The sequence below is a fragment of the Nocardia sp. NPDC023733 genome (genome assembly GCF_040639775.1).
GTDB lineage: Bacteria > Actinomycetota > Actinomycetes > Mycobacteriales > Mycobacteriaceae > Nocardia > Nocardia rosealba.
Map to the genome: position 1 here is coordinate 291,028 of NZ_JBFAAN010000005.1, position 17,954 is coordinate 308,981.

Genomic DNA, 17,954 nt, shown 5'->3' on the forward strand with positions numbered 1-17,954 from the left:
GACCGGTCGCGAACGGTTGCTGCCGATCAGCGCGCCGCCGCGCCTGTCCCCTTGCGTTCGGCCACCTCGCGCTCGCGCGCCAGCAGCCTGTCGCGCTGCTCCTCGAACTTCAGCACGTCCTTCTCCAGCTTGGCCAGGAACTGCGCGAGCTCGTCGCGGGCCGCCTCGCCGCGTGGCCCGAAGTCGTCGCGGCCGAAGATGTTCCACTGCTTGAGCACCGGCAGCACCACCTCGTCGAGGTGCTGGCGCAGGTCGTAGATGCCGTGCTTGGCCATCAGCACGCCGTTGCGCCGCCAGTTCGGCATGCCGGCGCCGGGCATCTGGAAGTTGGTGAGCACCTTGGTGATCGCGGGCATCGCCTGATCGGGGACCAGGTCGAGGGCGGCCGCGCACAGGTTGCGGTAGAAGATCATGTGCAGGTTCTCGTCGGTGGCCACGCGCGCGAGCATGCGGTCGGCGACGGCGTCGTCGCAGACGCGACCGGTGTTGCGGTGGCTCACCCGGGTGGCCAGCTCCTGGAACGTCACGTACGCGACGTTGACCAGGAAGCCGCCCCAGTTCGCCGGTGCGTGGGCGCCCTGGGTCATGTGGACCATCCTGGCGTTCTCCAGCGCGACCGGGTCGACCCCTCGGGTGACGACCAGATAGTCACGGATGACGATGCCGTGCCGGTTCTCCTCGGCGGTCCAGCGACCGACCCAGGTACCCCACGCGCCGTCCTGGGAGAAGTTCTCGGCGATCTCCCGGTGATAGGAGGGCAGGTTGTCCTCGGTGAGCAGGTTGGTGATCATCGCCGCCTTGGCGACATCGGTGAGCTTGGATTGTTCCGGCTCCCAATCGATTCCGCCCATCGCGGCGAAATTGCGACCCTCGTCCCACGGCACGTAGTCGTGCGGGTGCCAGTCCTTGGCGATGGACAGGTGCCGGTTCAGATTCTGTTCGGCGACGGGTTCGAGAGCGGTGAGGATTTCGAGCTGAGTCAGAGCTTTGGTCATGCGAGCCTCCACTGTCGTTGGCGAGCAAGCAGAAATGGGCAAAACCTGGCTTCTAGCGCGGAATCCACAGTATCGCCTCCGCCGTGGCATCGAGAAATGCACCGTCATCGCGCGGTACTGTGCGCATATGGGTTACCCGGAGGATGTCCTCGCGCCCGACGAGCAGCTGATCCTGCACCGCCACCCGCACTGGAAGATGCTGGTCTGGCCGATCATCACGCTCATCGTCGCCACCGCCCTCGCCGGTTTCCTCGGCGGGCTGGCCTGGCGAAACACCACCGGGCACGTGCGAACCGTGCTGCTGGTGCTCATCGGCCTGATCTGGTTCGGGATCATCGCCTGGCGGGTGATCGTGCGGGTGATCGCCTGGAAGTCAACGCATTTCATCGTCACCCAGCGCCGGGTGCTCGTCCGTGAGGGCGTGCTCACCCACACCGGTATCGACATCCCGCTCAGCCGTATCTCCAGCGTGCAGTTCAGTCACGGCGTCTTCGACCGGCTGCTCGGCACCGGCACGCTCATCATCGGGTCGTCGTCGGAGGAGCCGCTCGAATACGACGACATCCCCCAGGTGCAGCAGGTGCACTCGCTGCTCTACCACCAGGTTTTCGAGGCGGGCCGCTCGCCGACCGATCAACATTGGGGTGGCGGCTACCGGTGAGCCGCGGGTCCAGACCACTTAACCTGGGCACATGACCGCAGTACTTCTGGCCGAGGACGACGAGGCGATCGCCGCACCCCTGTCGCGCGCACTGGGGCGTGAGGGCTACACCGTCACCGTCGAACGCTTCGGCCCGGCGGTGCTGCGCCGTGCTCTCGAAGGCAACCACGACCTGCTGATCCTCGACCTCGGCCTGCCCGGAATGGACGGGCTCGAGGTATGCAGGCAGGTACGCGCGGGCGGTGCCGACATCGCCGTGCTGATGCTCACCGCGCGCACCGACGAGGTCGACTTCGTCGTCGGGCTCGACGCGGGCGCCGACGACTACGTCGGCAAACCGTTCCGCCTCGCCGAACTGCTCGCCCGCGTGCGAGCCCTGTTGCGGCGCAGCGGAATCGGTGACGACGCGGTGGAGGTCGGCGGTATCCGGCTGGAACCGGCGGCGCGCCGCGTGCTGGTGAACGGGGCCGAGGTGAACCTGGCCAACAAGGAGTACGAGCTGCTCAAGGTGCTCATCGACCGGGCCGGTCAGGTGGTCGGCCGCGAGACGATCCTGCGCGAGGTGTGGGGCGATGCCGACCTGCGCGGATCCAAGACCCTCGACATGCACATGTCCTGGCTGCGCCGCAAGATCGGCGACGAGGGCCCGATGGCCGAGCGGCGCATCGTCACCGTGCGCGGTGTGGGCTTTCGCCTCAACACCGACACGCACCGGAGCTGACGGGTCGTGCGTCGTCGCATCCTGCGTTCGATCCTCACCGTCCTCACCATCACCACGGTGGTGCTGGGCGTACCACTGATCTACACCGCCTGGCTCTGGGTGGAGGACATCACCCGCAACGATCTGCAGAGCAGGCTGGAACGCATCGCGGCCGAGGTGATCGCCCAGGAACAGGTCGACGGTTACGTCCACGACGGGCTGGACGTGCGCGCCATCCGGGCGCTGGTGCCCGAGGGCGGCAGGCTCACCGTCGTGTACCCGACGCCGACCGACAATGCCGCGCGCACCGATATCGGCGTCGAGCAGATCGACGACCCCCTGGTCGAGTCGCTGTCGATGGGGACCTCGGCGTCGTTGCGGCTCGAGGTACCCGCCGGACCCATGCACGCGCGCCAGGAGCAGGCCGTCGCCGCGGTCGCGCTGGCCGTGCTCGCCTCGCTCGGTGCGGCGTTCTCGGTGGCCGTGGTGACCGCGCGCCGCGTCGCCGATCCGCTGCGCGATGTGGCCGCCCGCGCGGCCCGGCTGGCGATGGGCGACTTCCGGCCCGACCCCCGCAGGCACGGCATCGCCGAACTCGACCGGGTCTCCGATGTGCTCGACTCGGCGACCGTCGAGATCGCGGGCCGTCTGCAACGTGAGCACGCGCTGGTCGCCGACGTTTCCCACCAGCTGCGCAGCCGCCTGACAGCCGTGCGGTTGCGCTTGGACGAGCTGTCGACCCACAACGACCCGGAGGTCGTGCACGAGGCCGAGGAGGCGATGGCGCAGGTCGACCGGCTCACCGACGCTATCGACGACCTGGTCCGCGCCTCCCGCTCCGAAGACGCCGCCGATCGCGACCCGGTGCCGGTGATGGCCGAGCTGCGCGGTGTGGTCGCCGAATGGACGCACCCGTTCCACGAGGCGGGCCGCGAACTGAGCCTGATCGGCGACGAATCCCTGCGCGCGCCGATCACCGGTTCGCGGTTGCGTGAGGCGGTCGCGGTGCTGGTCGACAACGCCCTCATGCACGGCGGCGGCACCTGCACGGTGTCGGTGCGAACGGTCCCGACGATGAGCGCGCGTGACCCACTGATCTGCGTGGAGGTAGCCGACGAGGGCGAAGGCATTCGCGACGAAATGGCCCCGCACATCTTCGACCGGGGTTTCTCGGCCGGTGGGTCGACCGGTGTGGGGTTGGCACTGGCGCGGGCCCTGGTGGAGGCCGATGGTGGCAGGCTCGAGCTGCAGCGTCGCCGTCCGGCTCTGTTCGCGGTGTTCCTCGGATCCAAGGTCAACCGGTCGCAGAACGCGACGCTGACCGAACCGCGCTGATTTACCAACCGCGCCTGCTCAGCTCTTGCCGAGCGGTTCTTCCTCGACGAGCTCCTCCAGTTCGGCGACGATCTCGTCCATCTCGTCGGGGAACACCCACCGCCGCATCGCCCAGAACCGGAACGCCATCTGCAGCAGGTTGCCGATGACGAACGCGCTCACGAAGTCGGCGATGTTCTCGGTCAGGAAACTCACATTCGGCTGCCGCAGATCGAACACATAGCTCGAGATCCACAGCGGTATATTGCTCAGCGCCACGCCGATGCCGCTGACACCGAAGAACAGCAATGCCTCGTGATGTTTCTCGCGGCCGCCGCGATTCTTGAACGACCATTCGCGGTTGAGCACATAGGACGCGATCACCGCGACCACGCCGGAAATGATCTTGGCGGTGACCGGCTTTTCCGACAGAACGGTCCATTTGAGCAGGTAGAACAGGCCGCTGTCGATCACGAACGTCGTCGCGCCGACGATGGCGAACTTGATCAGCTCTTTATGCCGGAGCGCGAGCTCGCGCAGGCGCGGGGGAAGGACGCTGACCACGTCGTCGACGATTGACACGAGTTCCGAGTGTACCGGTAGCAAAGATTCGCATTCGACATGACAACATTGCACGACGTGACTGCACGTTCGTTCGATCCGTCTGCCATGCCCACCGTCACGATGGTCGGTGGGGGCCAGCTCGCGCGCATGACGCACCAGGCCGCGATCGCCCTCGGCCAGCGTCTGCGGGTACTCGCCGAGAACCCCGGCGATCCCGCCGCCCAGGTGAGTCCCGATGTCGTGCTCGGTAGCCACGACGACCTGTCCGCGCTGCGCACGGCCGCCAAGGGCTCGCACGCGCTCACCTTCGACCACGAGCACGTGCCGACCGAGCACCTCGACGTGCTCGTCGCCGAGGGCGTGAACGTGGCGCCGCCGCCGCAGGCGCTGATCTTCGCCCAGGACAAGCTGGCGATGCGGACCGAGCTGTCCTCGCTCGGTCTGCCGGTGCCCGCGTTCGTCGAGGTCATCTCGCCCGCCGACGCGGTCGCCTTCGGCGACGAGCACGGCTGGCCGTTCGTGCTCAAGGCCGTGCGCGGCGGGTACGACGGGCGCGGGGTGTGGATGCCCGCCGATGCCGAGGAGGCGACGGCGCTGGTCACCGACCAGCTCGCGCACGGTGTGCAGCTGCTCGCCGAGGCGAAGGTCGACCTGAAGCGTGAGCTGTCGGCGATGGTCGCTCGTTCGCCGTTCGGGCAGGCGGCCACCTGGCCGGTGGTGGAGACCGTGCAGCGCAACGGTCAGTGCGCGGTCGTCATCGCACCCGCACCCGACCTGCCAGAGGACACCGGCGCCCGCGCGGAGACGATGGCGCTGGAACTGGCGGCCGGGCTCGGTGTGGTCGGTGTGATGGCGGTCGAACTGTTCGAAACGCACGACGGCGAACTGCTGGTCAACGAGCTCGCCATGCGCCCGCACAACTCCGGGCACTGGGGCATGGACGGTGCGCGGACGGGTCAGTTCGAGCAGCACCTGCGCGCGGTGCTCGACTACCCGCTCGGCGATACAACCCCGTTGGCGCCCGTCACGGTGATGGCGAACATTCTCGGCGCGGCCGAGGCGCCCGAGATGTCGATGGACGAACGGCTGCACCACTTGTTCGCCCGGATGCCGGAGGCGAAGGTACACCTGTACGGCAAGGGTGAACGGCCCGACCGCAAGATCGGGCACATCAACATCCTCGGCGACGACGTGGCCGAGGTCCGCGAGCAGGCCGAGCGCGCCGCGCATTGGATGTCGCACGCGGTCTGGACCGACGGTTGGGACCCGCACGGCGAGTGAATCGCTGACAACCCCGCGCACCGCACCTCCGCCGAAAGGAATCAGATGAGCACCACCGGACCCCAGGTCGGCCTGATCATGGGCAGCGACTCCGACTGGCCAACCATGGAAGCCGCCGCCGAGGCCCTCGCCGAGTTCGGTATCCGCTTCGAGGTCGGCGTCGTCTCCGCCCACCGCACCCCCCAGCGCATGCTCGACTACGCCCGCGAAGCCGCAGGCCGCGGCCTGAAAGTCATCATCGCGGGCGCGGGCGGCGCAGCCCACCTCCCCGGCATGGTCGCCTCCGCCACCCCCCTCCCCGTCATCGGCGTCCCCGTCCCCCTGAAATACCTCGACGGCATGGACTCCCTGCTCTCCATCGTCCAAATGCCCGCAGGCGTCCCCGTAGCCACCGTCTCCATCGGCGGCGCCCGCAACGCAGGCCTCCTCGCCGTCCGCATCCTCGCGTCTTCCGACGAATCCCTGCGCACCCGCATGGAACAGTTCCAAGCCGGCCTCGAAAAAATGGTCCTGGCCAAAGACGAAGCGCTGCGCACCAAACTTTTGGGCTGAGAAGGCCGAGCCGGTCGCATTTCCGGCGACCGGCCCGCCGGAATTGCCGAATTCCGGTGAACCGCCGCACTTTTCGTACGCTGACCTGCCATCACGTACGTTCGCCCCATGGTGACCTCATCGCACGAAGCGATGCATCGGATCTTCCAGCACGACGCGGCGGCGATCGCGCACGCGTTCACTGTGCTGAACTTGCCGTTCGCCAAACCGATCGCAGTGGAACAGCTTTCCATCGACCTCACCGAAACGGCACCGGTCGAGCGGCGTGCCGACACGATCCTCGACATCACCACTGTCAACGACAGATTCCTGATGGTGATAGAGGCACAGTCGGCGCCGAGACGATCACCCTGTACCCGCTGGTACTCGGCCCGCACAACGTTCCCGCCGTCACCGACCCCACCCTCGTGGTCCAAGACCTCCCTTTGGCCGCGCTCTCGGCCGTCACCCATGCCCGCGAGGCGGATATCGGTGCGATACTGGAGGCAATCGTCACAGGGATCCGCCGAATAGGCGGCAACGAGACGACCGAGTTCTACGTCGAGTTGATCGAGCAGGGCATCTCACACACCGCAGCCGCCGAGACCTGGAGGAACCACATGGCTACCGATCTCTCGTTCTTCCGCTCAGAATCCGCGCAGAAGCTCAGGGCGCAAGGGCGGGCGGAGGGCGTCGCCATGGGGCGCGCCGAGGATGTGCTCATGGTGCTGCGGCACAGGGGTGTGGTTGTCACCGATGCGGCCGCGGATCGCATTCGTGGCTGTCAGGACGAGGCGCAGTTGGCGACCTGGTTGCGCCGGGCGCTGGACGTGTCCTCGGTCGCCGACTTGTTCGGGGAGTGATCCGGCGGACGTCTGTCGGTGTCGTGTGAGGTGACTGCGGGGCGGTGACTACGGTTGACGTCCGTGGCACAGGATGATGCGGCGCAGTTTCGGCTGACGGTGGTTGATCAGGCGTTGCGGTTGTTTGCCGAGCGGGGGTATGAGGCGACGACGGTCGACGAGATCGCGGTGGCGGCGGGGATTTCCCGGCGGACGTTCTTTCGGCAGTTCCGGTCGAAAGAGGACGTGATCTTCGCCGATCACGAGTTCCAGCTGGCATCGGCACAGGAATTCCTGGCCGAGGGGTGGGGGGACCCGTGGGATGCGGTGTGTGAGGCCGTGATCGGGGTGTTCGAGCGGTTCACGCAGTGGCGCGATATCGCGGCGCGGCGGTATCAGGTGGTGCGGCGGGTGCCCGCCTTGCGGGAGCGGGAGATCGTCACCGTGTTCCGGTACGAGCGGTTGTTCACCGAGTTCCTGCGCGAACGGCTACCGGAGACGCCGGATCTGGCGCGCGTGCAGTTCACGGCCGCGGTGACCGCCACTCACAACTACCTGTTGCGGCGGATGGTGCGTGGCGAGCCGGGGGCGGCGGTGAGCGATCTGCGGACCGAACTCGCGCTGATTCCCCGTGGCAGGCGCGACGCGTCCGAGGGAGAGGAACTGGTGGTCGCGGTGTTTCCGCGCGACATGCCGCCGCGCGAGCTGGCCGACCGGCTCACCGCGCGCCTCGGTAACCTGTGAGCCACCGGGCGCGCGACACCACGCAAAAGTGACACTCGGTGCCACACCCATATCCCCATGTAGCGGTAGAGTGCCGCGCGTATAATCCTTTGTGGATTGGCACTGCGTGCCGAACGTAAGCCCGCTGTGCGAGGCGCAGCGAACACCACCAGAACCAGGAGTGTGCCTTCGATGGCTGGAAACCCCGATTTCGACCTGTTCAAGCTCGAGGACTTCCACGACGAGCTGCGGCAGGCCATCCGCGGCCTGGCCGAGAAGGAGATCGCGCCCTACGCCAAGGACGTCGACGGCAACGCCCGGTTCCCCGAGGAGGCGCTCACCGCCCTCAACGCCGCGGGCTTCAACGCCGTGCACGTGCCGGAGGCATACGGCGGCCAGGGCGCCGACTCCGTCGCCACCTGCATCGTGATCGAGGAAGTGGCCCGCGTCTGCGGTTCCTCCTCGCTGATCCCGGCCGTCAACAAGCTCGGCACCATGGGCCTGATCCTCAACGGCTCCGAGGAACTGAAGCAGAAGGTCCTCGGCGACCTGGTCGAGGGCAAGATGGCCTCGTACTGTCTGTCCGAGCGTGAGGCCGGTTCCGATGCCGCCTCCATGCGCACCCGCGCCAAGGCCGACGGCGACGACTGGATCATCAACGGCTCCAAGTGCTGGATCACCAACGGCGGCAAGTCCGAGTGGTACACCGTGATGGCCGTGACCGACGCCGACAAGGGCGCCAACGGCATCTCCGCGTTCATGGTCCACAAGGACGACGAGGGCTTCGTCGTCGGCCCGCTCGAGCACAAGCTCGGCATCAAGGGTTCGCCGACCGCCGAGCTGTACTTCGAGAACTGCCGCATCCCCGGCGACCGCATCATCGGCGAGCCCGGCACCGGCTTCAAGACCGCGCTGCAGACCCTCGACCACACCCGCCCGACCATCGGCGCGCAGGCCGTCGGCCTGGCCCAGGGCGCGCTCGACGCCACGATCGCCTACACCAAGGACCGCAAGCAGTTCGGCAAGTCCATCGCCGACTTCCAGAACACCCAGTTCATGATCGCCGACATGGCGATGAAGATCGAGGCCGCCCGCCTCATGGTGTACACCTCCGCGGCCCGCGCCGAGCGTGGCGAGAAGAACCTCGGCTTCATCTCCGCCGCCGCCAAGTGCTTCGCCTCGGACGTGGCCATGGAAGTCACCACCAACGCCGTCCAGCTCTTCGGCGGCGCCGGCTACACCACCGACTTCCCGGTCGAACGCATGATGCGCGACGCCAAGATCACCCAGATCTACGAAGGCACCAACCAGATCCAGCGCCTCGTCATGAGCCGCCAGCTCCTGCGCTGATCCCTTCAGGACGAACGCCCCCGGCAGGATCCCTGCCGGGGGCGTTTCATATTCACCTGCCGCCGAACAACTTTCGCCAGCCGGTTCGGCGCGGCGCGACCTCGACGCTCACCCGCGCTCCTTCCGGGACGAACCGGGCCTGATCGTGAACCTGGCCCGCGATCCCAACCGCGACGACGAAGTCGAGCACTTCTACGTTGTCGGCCGTGATCGCGCCGCCGAGGACGGGCGGATGACTGAAGTCGTAGACCTGATCGGCCGCCGGGGTGATGCCGCGGTCGACGAGTTCGGCGACGAGATCGGCGCGCAGCACCTGCGGGCCTTGCGATGGATCGTTGAGGGCCGTCTCGCACTCCTCGAACGAGGTCCACCTGCGGGTGAGCGTTCCCGAGATGATGTCCAGCAGCCACACGCCATCCTCGTCGCCGAGGAAGACGTCGCCGAACAGCGTGGTGAACACCGGTCGCTTTCCGTCGACCCCGACCCACGCCCATTCCTCGAGGGCCACCGCCACCTTGTCGCCCGCTGGGCGGATCAACGTGGGCGTCCGGTCGGCTGTGTTGTGGCCGTGCGCTTCGGCGACGAGGTCGAGGAAGGTCCACACGTCGCCGACGGTGTAGGTCGCGGGCTCCATCGACCCGCCGAGGAACGGATACGGCGTCGGGATGTAGACCTGGCCGTCGCCGAGCGGTCCGAGCAGGGCACGGATTTCGGCGACGTGGCCGGGCAGCATGACGTACTCCGCGAAGCCGGGGTCCCGGAGGACGGTATCGGTGAATTCCCCCGGCCCCGAGAAGGTTCCGTAGCTCTTGGCCGCGGCCTTGAACGGATGCAGCACCGCGTACTCACCCGCCGCGCTTGCCAAGAACATATGCCCGAGGTCGGAATACCCGACCACGCAGTCGAACTGCGGAACTCGGCGGCCCAGGTTGCCGCCACCGAACCCACCGCCACGGGCGGGATCAGCCGGAAACACTCCGTTTTGTCCACAGCGTTCACCTTCCGCCGAACATGCGTTGCCGGAGAGACCGCTTCGGCACCGTGGCGTGACTGCGCGCCAGTGGGTCGTAGTCATAGGCGGAACTGCACGCCCACGTCGCGTCGGGGTTTTTCGACAGGTTGTACTGCACCCCGCGAAGGCCGGTTCCAGCGTAGTGGTGCATGGAGATCAGCTCTGTGAGCAGCGGGCTCAGTGAAGACCAGTCCTCCGAGGTGAACTGTGTGTCCGCCTGGCACCGGACATCGACCCGGTTGCCGTCGAGCCCGATGTCCACCATTGCCGTGGTCGCGTGTTCGTCCAACTGGTTCGCGACGACGTGTGCGACCTCCGTCTCGATGCGGAGCTGAGCCATCCAATCGATCATCGATCTCCGTCCAGAAAATCGGGGTGACGGTTCGGCACCATCCGGTTCCTCGCCGGTGATTCGGGTGTTCCGAGCGGAGAGCAACCGAGGAGCATAGCTCTCGGTTCGGCGGCCTGCAATGACTCGTTCAGGAGACCCGAAGGACATCCGCGCCCTTTGGTAATCGACACAGCTCGCTGCTGGGAGCCCGCCGGCGATGGCTCGAGTCGTTAGCGTGATCGCCCGAGTGGCCGGGAATGCGGCCGGTGATTCTCGAGGTGATGTGGTGCGACGTGACCGGATGGCTCGGTGGGTCGCGGTGTTGGGGGTTGGGGTGGCGTTGGCCGGGTGTGCGGCCGAGGAGGCGCCGGGGATCGTGGCGCTGAAATCGTTGCCTCGGCTGGCCGAGTACCCGGCCGGGTATTCGCTGGTGGGCAAGCCGGCAAGTATCACCGCCGCCGAGGCGGGTACGGCGTTGCCGCTCACCTTCACCGATGACGTGTGCCGTCCGCTGATCGAGAATCCGATCGGTGCGGGGGCGCGGGAGTCGGTGGCATCGAATACGAGCCCGGCGGTGTTCCTCGTCCAGATCGTCGAATCCGACTCGGCGGTGGCGGGTTTGACCGACCTCGTGCAGCGGTGCGCGAACGTCGAGGCGCGCACCGGAGACCGCACCTTGAAGATGGCCGTGTCGACGGTGGAGGCGCCGAAGACGGTAGCTTCGGAAGCCGTCGTCATCCGGACGAACGGGAACCAGGAGACGCGCGTCGAGGGTGCGCCGCCGATACAGACGCCGGTCGCCCAGCAGCGTGTTGTCGCCAGGGTCGGGAAGTACGTGGTGTCCGCGCTGGTGATGCTGTCCTCGATGTCGGAGCAGAGCCAGACCGCCGAGCTCGAGGTGCTGCGGCAGGTCTACGAGATCGCCGTCGACCAACTGGCCCGCGAGATCGCCTGAGCGCTCAGGGGACCAGTTCGGCGTATTCGGGGTGTTCGGCGATGTACTTCTCGACGTACCAGCAGGTGGGCACGACCTGGTAGCCGTTGGTCCGGGAGTCGTCGAGGCCGTATTTGACCACGTCGGCGGCGACCCCGCGGCCCCGGAACTCGGGGAAGGTCATGGTGTGGTGGAAGTCGCGGACCTTGGTGTCCTCGCGTTCGGCGTAGTCGGCGTATCCCGCGAGGACGTCGTCGAGGTAGATCTCGTAGCGGGTATCGGCGACGTTGTGCTCGAGCCTGGTGGTCATACCGGATGCTAACCCGTCGCGGTCGGCGGATGTTCCTACAGGACCGCGCCGGGGTTGAGGATGCCCGCCGGGTCGAGCGCGTCCTTGATGCGGCGGGTCAGGGCCATCACCTCGGGTCCCACCTGATTGGGTAGCCACGCCTTCTTGAGCCTGCCCACGCCGTGCTCACCGGTGATGGTGCCGCCGAGGGTGATGGCCAGGTCCATGATCTCGCCGAAGGCGCGGTGGGCGCGGGCGGTGTTGTCGGGGTCGGTGGGGTCGTGCACGATCAGCGGGTGGGTGTTGCCGTCGCCAGCGTGGGCGATGACGGAGATCAGCACGTCGTTGCGTTCCCCGATGGCGGCCACGCCGGTGATGAGCTCACCGAGCCGGGGCAACGGCACGCCGACGTCCTCGAGCAGCAGCGGCCCGATCCGTTCCACCGCCGGAATAGCGAACCGCCGCGCGGCGGTGAAGGCTTCGCCTTCGTCAGGATCGGCGGTGTGGAAAACCTCTGTCGCCCCGGCCTTTTCGCACAGTGCGAGCATCGTCTGGGCTTCGTGCGTCGCGTACTCGCCGGGTGCGTCCGACCGGGCGACGAGCAGTGCGGCGGCGGTGCGATCCAACCCCATCCGCATCTCGTCCTCGACGGCATTGATCGCGACGGTGTCCATGAACTCGAGCATCGCGGGCCGCAGCGCGGAGGTGATCGCGAGGATCGCGTCGGTGGCGGCGGTGAGTGTGGCGAAACCGGCGACCACGGTGGCCTGCGGTGGTTGGGCGGGCAGCAGGCGCAACGTGAGTTCCGTGATGACCCCGAGAGTGCCTTCACTGCCGACGAACAGCTTGGTCAGCGACAACCCCGCCGAGTCCTTCAGCCGAGGCCCACCGAGACGAACCACGGTTCCGTCGGCGAGCACCACCTCCATTCCGAGCACGTAATCGGTGGTTACTCCGTATTTCACGCAGCACAGCCCACCCGCGTTGGTGGCCGCGTTGCCGCCGATCGAGCACATCTCGAACGACGACGGGTCCGGCGGATACCACAATCCTTCCGCCGCGACGGCCCGCTTCACCTCCGCATTGAGCAGGCCCGGCTGCACCACCGCGGTGCGTGTCACGGGATCGACGTTGATCTCCCGCATCAATTCGGTGGACAGCACGATCCCGCCGTCCACCGCCGTCGCGCCACCCGAGAGCCCCGACCCGGCGCCGCGCGGCACCACCGGCACCCCGTGCGCCTGCGCCCAGCGCAGCGTGGCCGCCACATCGGCGGTACTGCGCGCCCGCACCACCGCCACCGGCGTCCCCGCCTGGGGATCACGAGCCCAATCCTGCCGATACCCCTCCATCACATCGGCATCGACTACAACTGCCCCCTCGGAAATCTCCGAAACCAGCGAATCCAGATCCACCCGGCGATCGTCCATTCCCCACGCTAACCCGACCAGGCCCTCTCGAGTATGCGATCGCCACGCTCTGGTGGCGGCGTCATCCGAGAGCCCAACGCCACCAGAACCTGGTGATCAACCGTCCAGAAGTGATGTGTGACCGAACAGGGCCGCGAGGGCATGGTTGTGATTCGGCGCGGCCGGTTGGTGTATACGGCGTTTGAGTGGTCACAATGCAGGGGAGGGTGTGATTTTGTCGGGGCGCCCGGCGTGTTTTCTTGTTCCGTTGCCTGCGCATCGCGCACGCGATGTCGTTGTGCCGCACCGTTTTTCGCAGGGAGGATCGGATGATGAGGGAACCTCGGGACCGGGCCGAGCTGGTCGGCGCGCTGCTGGGCGCCGATATCGAGGCCGACGCGATGCGTCGCGTGTACGCGGGCGACCACGACGACTGGATGACGGCGCTCGAGTCGACGGGCCTGTTCGATCTGCGCGCGCTCGCCGAGATCGCGAGCTCGTGGGCCGCCGACCCGCGCGTACTGCGTGACGCGCTGCTGGCCGAGGCCGACAAATTCACCCGCCGCCGTTGCCTCGCCGAGTGGGCGGCGCTCGAGCGCGGTCCGGTCGTGGCCGTCGGCCGCTAGCGCTCAGGGCGTTTGCCCGTTGCTCACCTCGATGTCATGTGCCGCTGGCAGGCTGACCGGGTGGAGCAGCAGGCGAGTGTCACGGATTCGGCCGCCGACCGGTTCACCCGCTGGTGCGAGGGCGTTGTCGCCCGGCTGCCGTGGGGACTCGACCGGTACGTGCCCGCCACTTTCCTCGGCTTCGCCCTCATCAACAGCTTCACCTTCGGCGTCGATCTGCTGCTGCTCACCCTGCTGCACGACGGTTTCGATCTGCCCGTGTGGTTGTCCATCACGTGCGCCTATATCGTCGCGTTCGGCCTGAGTTTTCTGCTGAATCGCACTTTCAACTTCCACTCGCACGCCCCGATGGGCAAGCAGGCGGCGGTGTATGTGGTCGTGGTGGTGGTGAACTACCTTGCGTTCATCCTCGGCGTCGGATCGGGTCTCACCGCGCTCGGCGTGCAGTACCACGTGGCGCGGTTGCTGGCCGGTGGTTGCGAGGCCGTGTACATGTACTGCGCGATGCGCTGGATCGTATTCCGCAAACGGACACCGGCGCCCGACCTGGCCGAGGTCGACACCGCACGCTGAGGCCCTCAGCGTGACCCGCGCAGCACCTCGGTGTGTTCACCGTCGACCACCACGACGTCGTCATCGGTGAGCGCCCAGTGCGGGACGCCTTCTTCCTGGTAGCGCGCAAGCATCTTCGCCGATTCCCCGTCCGGATCGGTGGCCGAGTCCAGGTGCACGACGAGCTGTCGATCCACGAGTCCGAGCCCGTCCCATCGCGGTGCTGCCCCCGTGGTGGGCAATACCTCGCCCGGGTCGTCCATCGTCTCCAGTCCGTGCAGATCGGGCGTGAGCAGGCAGGCCCCCGCGCTGTACCCCGCATAGGTCAAGGCGTCCTCGCGCAACAGCGCGGGAAGCACCGAATCAGCTCCGCTGCGGGCGAATTGGGCACGCAGGACGAAGGTGTTGCCGCCGCGCACCCACACCATCGAGTACTCGCGCAGCCGACGCTCCAGCTGCGCGGGCTGCCCGACGTAGTCGCGCAGATCCAGCACATCGGGCGAATATCCTTGTCTACGTAGGGGTTCCATGTCGCTGGCGACCGCAGAGGCCCACGCGGCGGGCCAGGCGTCACACGCGTTCGGAATCACCGCGACCTTGCCTTTGCCGCCGGCCAGCGTGGCGAGTCGCTCGGCGAAACCGCCGAATCGGTAGGAGGCCAGGAACAACCGCATCAGATGGTGAAGGCCAGATTCTGGACGAGCCGATCGCCGAGGGCGGCATCGCCTTCGACGACCACCTTCCCCGGGTGCGTCGCCGCCGACTGCCTGCCGCCACGCAGACGCGCGAAAAGCCCCGAGTCCAAACGGATCACGGTTGTCGGCTCCCCGTCGGCTTCGTCGAGTACCGAACCGCGCCCGCCCTCGACCGCGAGGTGCACCTGCCGGGTGACCGGGCCGGTGAGGTCGAGTGTGATGCGTGAACCGTCGGGCGCCTTCGCGCCTTTCACCACCGCGCGCCCGAGCCCGAGCGTGAGTTCGGTGAACGCCGCCTCCGCGCGCGCACCGCCCTCGTCGACGCTGCGGCCGATCCCGTCGGCGAGGTCGAGCTCGTGCATCCAGCAGTCGAACAGGCGCACCCGCATGAACCGGCCGTAGGCGACCTGCCCGACCGGCGACACCGTCGGCGCCTCCCACTCCTCGTCGGTCATGGCGGCAAGGGCGGCGCGGCGCAGCTCGGTGACCTCGTCGAACAGCGCGAGCAGGCGTTTGCCCGACAGCGGCCGCAACCGGTCGACCCAGATCTCGTTGAGCACGGCGACCTCGTTGCGCACATGCGGCAGCGTGCGCACATCGGTCTTGGGGCGCAACGGATCATGGGCGGGCGGGGTGCGCCCGAGCAACCACGATTCGGTACCGATCACGTGCGCGACCACATCGAACAGCGTCCAGCCGGGCAGGGGAGACGGTCGGCGCCAGGCCTTTTCGTCGAGGTCGGCGACCAAGGCGGCGATGGTCTCCCACTGCTGGGCGAGCAGATCGGTGAGCAGTTCGCGCGACGGTGTCGGTTCGGTCATCCCTGTACTCCTTCTGCTTCGCTCGCCGGGTCCGGCCGATCCGGTTGCCGCCCCGGCGTATTCGCCTCGGCGTCGAGCGCGTCGATGCCCGCGCGGATCGCCGCCGCCGTCGAGGTGGGTTCGTACGGACGTCGCAGCAGGAACCCCTTGGCGAAACCGAGTTTGTCACCGTGCTTGCGCGGCACGACGTGCAGGTGCACATGGCCGACGGTCTGGAAGGCCGCGGTGCCGTCGTTGATCGCTAGGTTGGCGCCGTCGCTGGCCAGCCCGCTCCGGCGCAGGGCGCGGGCCAGGCGATGACCCACGCGGAAGACCTGTGCGCCGAGATCGGGATCGAGGTCGTCGAGTTCGGTGGCGTGGGTCTTGGGGACCACAAGGGTGTGGCCTCGCGTGATGGGCCGGATGTCGAGGAACGCGCAGACGGCGTCGTCCTCGTAGACCTTGGTCGCCGGCGCGGCACCGGCCACGATCCGACAGAAGACGCAGTCGTTCACACCGTGAACCCTACGGCGTGGCCCTCGGGACGCAACAGTCCTTGCATGACACACATCACGTCCCGTGCGGTGGACGGCCGCCCTACCCGCACTCTCACGTCCAGGTAAGTATCGGACCTGCTTGTGCGTTCTTGTCCTTGCCTACCTGCGGCTACGAATGTGTAGTCAGGCGCCACCCGGCGCCCGGCGGGCCGAGGAAGTGGCTGTCGCTGCGGAAACAGGTCCGCTCTGTCCGTTTTATGGTCAAGAGTCCAGTTCTCCGCTGTGACGGGCATCTCCGCTAGGCTCACCGCGAGCCGAGTACAGTTGCGAGGATTTCAGTTGAACTTACTGACCAGTAACGTCGGCTGAACCGTTGTTCCCAGGCTCGAAGCCAGCACGAAAAGGAAGTCTGACTAGTGGAGACAACGCAAAACGTTGGCGAGGACTCGCCGCGCGGCGCGCGTGTCGGAGTCGTTCGCGAGTCCGGCGTGGGTGAGCGGCGAGTCGCCCTGGTACCCAAGATCATTCCCACCCTGTCCAAGCAGGGTGTCGAGGTGATCGTGGAAGCCGGTGCGGGCCTCGGCGCGCTCATTCCCGACGCGGCCTATGTAGAGGCCGGTGCGACGATCGGCGATCCGTGGTCGGCCGATGTCGTGGTGAAGGTGGCTCCGCCCAGCGATGCCGAGGTGGCCAGGCTGTCCTCCGGGCAGACGCTGATCGGCTTCCTCGCGCCCCGCAACGCGGAGAACCAGATCGGTGCGCTGAAGGCGGCCGGTGTGCAGGCCTTCGCGGTGGAGGCGATTCCGCGTATCTCGCGTGCGCAGGTGATGGACGCGTTGTCCTCGCAGGCCAACGTGGCCGGGTACAAGGCTGTGCTGCTCGCCGCCTCGGAGTCGACCCGGTTCTTCCCGATGCTGACGACCGCCGCGGGCACCGTGAAGCCGGCGACCGTGCTGGTGCTCGGTGTGGGTGTGGCGGGTCTGCAGGCGCTGGCCACCGCCAAGCGTCTCGGTGGCCGCACCACCGGGTACGACGTGCGCCCCGAGGTCGCCGACCAGGTGCGTTCGGTCGGTGCGCAGTGGCTCGACCTCGGCATCGATGCCGCCGGTGAGGGTGGGTACGCCCGCGAGCTCACCGAGGAGGAGAAGGCCAAGCAGCAGCAGGCGCTGGAAGACGCGATCAAGGGTTTCGACGTGGTCATCACGACTGCGCTCGTGCCGGGCCGCCCGGCGCCGCGTCTGGTGACGGCGGCCGCGGTGGAGGGCATGAAGCCCGGCAGTGTGATCGTCGACCTGGCCGGGGAGACCGGTGGCAACTGTGAGCTCACCGAGCCCGGCGAGATCGTCGTGAAGCACGAGGTGACCATCGCCTCGCCGCTGAACCTGCCCGCCACCATGCCCGAGCACGCTTCGGAGCTGTACTCCAAGAACATCGCCGCGCTGCTGGAACTGATGCTGGTCGACGGCAAGCTCGCGCCCGATTTCAGCGATCAGGTGCTGGCCGATTCCTGTGTCACCCGTGAGGTGGAAGCCTGATGTACACCGAACTTCTCGCCAATATCGCCATTCTCGTGCTGTCCGGCTTCGTCGGCTTCGCGGTGATCTCCAAGGTCCCCAACACCCTGCACACCCCGCTGATGTCGGGCACCAACGCCATTCACGGCATCGTCGTGCTCGGTGCGCTGGTGACGCTGGGCAATGTGAAGGATCCCTCCCTGCTGGTGCAGGTGATCCTGTTCGTCGCCGTGGTGTTCGGAACGCTGAACGTCATCGGTGGCTTCGTGGTCACCGACCGCATGCTCGGCATGTTCAAGGGTAAGAAGAAGGCGGCCGAGTGATGCACGCAGTC

General features: G+C 67.3%; 22 protein-coding genes. 13 read left to right on the plus strand and 9 right to left on the minus strand.

What is annotated here, in order from left to right; all coding sequences use genetic code 11:
* Positions 1-26: 26 nt before the first annotated feature.
* Positions 27-995, minus strand: coding sequence for an acyl-ACP desaturase (locus AB0F86_RS21620; protein ID WP_356984869.1), 969 nt, complete (start codon positions 993-995; stop codon positions 27-29).
* A 127-nt stretch (positions 996-1,122) separates the two neighbouring features.
* On the opposite strand from AB0F86_RS21620, the gene AB0F86_RS21625 reads away from it, so the two are divergent.
* Genes AB0F86_RS21625 through AB0F86_RS21635 form a run of 3 tightly spaced genes read left to right on the plus strand, consistent with a single transcriptional unit; the run spans position 1,123 to position 3,691 of the window.
* On the plus strand, positions 1,123-1,656 hold the full coding sequence (locus AB0F86_RS21625) for a PH domain-containing protein (RefSeq protein WP_181697540.1): 534 nt from the start codon (positions 1,123-1,125) through the stop codon (positions 1,654-1,656).
* A gap of 31 nt (positions 1,657-1,687) precedes the next feature.
* Positions 1,688-2,377, plus strand: coding sequence for a response regulator transcription factor (locus AB0F86_RS21630; RefSeq protein ID WP_067490653.1), 690 nt, complete (start codon positions 1,688-1,690; stop codon positions 2,375-2,377).
* Positions 2,378-2,383: 6 nt separating this feature from the next.
* A complete protein-coding gene (locus AB0F86_RS21635) occupies positions 2,384-3,691 on the plus strand; it encodes a HAMP domain-containing sensor histidine kinase (RefSeq protein ID WP_181697539.1) in 1,308 nt (435 codons plus the stop codon).
* Positions 3,692-3,709: 18 nt separating this feature from the next.
* Here the strand turns inward: AB0F86_RS21635 and AB0F86_RS21640 are convergent, their stop codons facing one another.
* Positions 3,710-4,252 (minus strand): GtrA family protein, encoded by a 543-nt coding sequence (locus AB0F86_RS21640; RefSeq protein WP_181697538.1) that lies wholly within the window; start codon positions 4,250-4,252, stop codon positions 3,710-3,712.
* A gap of 39 nt (positions 4,253-4,291) precedes the next feature.
* Between AB0F86_RS21640 and AB0F86_RS21645 the strand changes: the two genes are divergently transcribed.
* From AB0F86_RS21645 to AB0F86_RS21665, 5 genes are all read left to right on the plus strand, one after another.
* A complete protein-coding gene (locus AB0F86_RS21645) occupies positions 4,292-5,515 on the plus strand; it encodes a 5-(carboxyamino)imidazole ribonucleotide synthase (protein ID WP_356984868.1) in 1,224 nt (407 codons plus the stop codon).
* Between the two features lie 45 nt (positions 5,516-5,560).
* Positions 5,561-6,067, plus strand: a complete 507-nt coding sequence (gene purE, locus AB0F86_RS21650; RefSeq protein WP_067641439.1) for a 5-(carboxyamino)imidazole ribonucleotide mutase — start codon at positions 5,561-5,563, stop codon at positions 6,065-6,067.
* A 407-nt stretch (positions 6,068-6,474) separates the two neighbouring features.
* On the plus strand, positions 6,475-6,909 hold the full coding sequence (locus AB0F86_RS21655; protein WP_356984867.1) for a hypothetical protein: 435 nt from the start codon (positions 6,475-6,477) through the stop codon (positions 6,907-6,909).
* Positions 6,910-6,972: 63 nt separating this feature from the next.
* Positions 6,973-7,632, plus strand: coding sequence for a TetR family transcriptional regulator (locus tag AB0F86_RS21660; RefSeq protein WP_356984866.1), 660 nt, complete (start codon positions 6,973-6,975; stop codon positions 7,630-7,632).
* A 171-nt stretch (positions 7,633-7,803) separates the two neighbouring features.
* Positions 7,804-8,961, plus strand: a complete 1,158-nt coding sequence (locus AB0F86_RS21665) for an acyl-CoA dehydrogenase (RefSeq protein WP_067641442.1) — start codon at positions 7,804-7,806, stop codon at positions 8,959-8,961.
* A 52-nt stretch (positions 8,962-9,013) separates the two neighbouring features.
* Here AB0F86_RS21665 and AB0F86_RS21670 read toward each other — a convergent pair whose 3' ends face one another.
* The gene (locus AB0F86_RS21670) at positions 9,014-9,937 is read right to left on the minus strand and encodes a T6SS immunity protein Tdi1 domain-containing protein (protein WP_356984865.1); all 924 of its coding nucleotides are present in this window, start codon (positions 9,935-9,937) and stop codon (positions 9,014-9,016) included.
* Between the two features lie 19 nt (positions 9,938-9,956).
* Positions 9,957-10,325 (minus strand): hypothetical protein, encoded by a 369-nt coding sequence (locus AB0F86_RS21675; protein WP_356984864.1) that lies wholly within the window; start codon positions 10,323-10,325, stop codon positions 9,957-9,959.
* 265 nt (positions 10,326-10,590) lie between these two features.
* Here AB0F86_RS21675 and AB0F86_RS21680 point away from each other — a divergent pair, with 265 nt between their 5' ends.
* Positions 10,591-11,259 carry a hypothetical protein gene (locus tag AB0F86_RS21680; RefSeq protein ID WP_357171704.1) on the plus strand — a complete coding sequence of 223 codons (669 nt, stop codon included), beginning with the start codon at positions 10,591-10,593 and terminating at the stop codon, positions 11,257-11,259.
* Positions 11,260-11,263: 4 nt separating this feature from the next.
* On the opposite strand, the gene AB0F86_RS21685 is transcribed toward AB0F86_RS21680, so the two are convergent.
* Both AB0F86_RS21685 and AB0F86_RS21690 read right to left on the minus strand, forming a co-directional pair.
* Entirely contained in the window at positions 11,264-11,548 is a 285-nt protein-coding gene (locus tag AB0F86_RS21685) for a GNAT family N-acetyltransferase (RefSeq protein ID WP_067490634.1), read from the minus strand.
* 35 nt (positions 11,549-11,583) lie between these two features.
* Positions 11,584-12,957, minus strand: coding sequence for an FAD-linked oxidase C-terminal domain-containing protein (locus tag AB0F86_RS21690; RefSeq protein WP_356984862.1), 1,374 nt, complete (start codon positions 12,955-12,957; stop codon positions 11,584-11,586).
* A gap of 311 nt (positions 12,958-13,268) precedes the next feature.
* On the opposite strand from AB0F86_RS21690, the gene AB0F86_RS21695 reads away from it, so the two are divergent.
* The gene (locus AB0F86_RS21695) at positions 13,269-13,562 is read left to right on the plus strand and encodes a hypothetical protein (RefSeq protein ID WP_356984861.1); all 294 of its coding nucleotides are present in this window, start codon (positions 13,269-13,271) and stop codon (positions 13,560-13,562) included.
* Between the two features lie 60 nt (positions 13,563-13,622).
* Positions 13,623-14,135 carry a GtrA family protein gene (locus AB0F86_RS21700; RefSeq protein ID WP_356984860.1) on the plus strand — a complete coding sequence of 171 codons (513 nt, stop codon included), beginning with the start codon at positions 13,623-13,625 and terminating at the stop codon, positions 14,133-14,135.
* A gap of 5 nt (positions 14,136-14,140) precedes the next feature.
* On the opposite strand, the gene AB0F86_RS21705 is transcribed toward AB0F86_RS21700, so the two are convergent.
* Genes AB0F86_RS21705 through AB0F86_RS21715 form a run of 3 tightly spaced genes read right to left on the minus strand, consistent with a single transcriptional unit; the run spans position 14,141 to position 16,124 of the window.
* Positions 14,141-14,788, minus strand: coding sequence for a Type 1 glutamine amidotransferase-like domain-containing protein (locus AB0F86_RS21705; protein ID WP_356984859.1), 648 nt, complete (start codon positions 14,786-14,788; stop codon positions 14,141-14,143).
* Complete coding sequence (locus tag AB0F86_RS21710; protein ID WP_181697527.1) at positions 14,788-15,630, minus strand: maleylpyruvate isomerase family mycothiol-dependent enzyme; 843 nt, start codon at positions 15,628-15,630, stop codon at positions 14,788-14,790. The genes AB0F86_RS21705 and AB0F86_RS21710 overlap by 1 nt, the downstream gene beginning before the upstream one ends.
* Positions 15,627-16,124, minus strand: a complete 498-nt coding sequence (locus AB0F86_RS21715; RefSeq protein WP_356984858.1) for an HIT family protein — start codon at positions 16,122-16,124, stop codon at positions 15,627-15,629. The genes AB0F86_RS21710 and AB0F86_RS21715 overlap by 4 nt, the downstream gene beginning before the upstream one ends.
* Positions 16,125-16,522: 398 nt before the next feature.
* Between AB0F86_RS21715 and AB0F86_RS21720 the strand changes: the two genes are divergently transcribed.
* A complete protein-coding gene (locus tag AB0F86_RS21720; protein WP_067641456.1) occupies positions 16,523-17,641 on the plus strand; it encodes a Re/Si-specific NAD(P)(+) transhydrogenase subunit alpha in 1,119 nt (372 codons plus the stop codon).
* On the plus strand, positions 17,641-17,943 hold the full coding sequence (locus AB0F86_RS21725; protein ID WP_056818017.1) for an NAD(P) transhydrogenase subunit alpha: 303 nt from the start codon (positions 17,641-17,643) through the stop codon (positions 17,941-17,943). Before AB0F86_RS21720 ends, AB0F86_RS21725 begins: the two co-directional genes overlap by 1 nt.
* The last annotated feature ends 11 nt before the right edge of the window (positions 17,944-17,954 follow it).